Raw genomic sequence first — 317 nt, forward strand, 5'->3', positions numbered from 1 at the left:
CTCCAAAATGAAACTGACCATTTTAGGAAGAACTTGAAGTTCGCTTTGCTCCCCCGCTCACAGTGCGGATGAACGGACAGAACGCCGTCCGAGCATCGCCTGATCGCATATCCTATCCAGTCCTCGCCTGCGCGCTCGGCCACGACTTCTACCTCATCCCCATTTTCGAAGACCGACAGCCAGATCCACGCGCGGACCACCTCACCGTTCAGATTAAACGTTACAAGATCGGCTACCGTGTCCGTGAACTCGGTCGAAGCACTCAGATTCAGTGCAACATCGTTAAGGCCAGCAAGCGCCGCCACGAGCGCAGTACG

At 55.8% G+C, this 317-nt stretch carries 1 protein-coding gene; it reads right to left on the bottom strand.

All coding sequences use genetic code 11. The annotated features are described in order from the left end of the window. Positions 1-317 (bottom strand): putative type VI secretion system effector (locus WM40_RS32015; RefSeq protein ID WP_046154718.1); only part of this gene is annotated, 317 nt, incomplete at both ends.

The sequence above is a fragment of the Robbsia andropogonis genome (assembly GCF_000970345.1).
Lineage (GTDB): Bacteria > Pseudomonadota > Gammaproteobacteria > Burkholderiales > Burkholderiaceae > Robbsia > Robbsia andropogonis.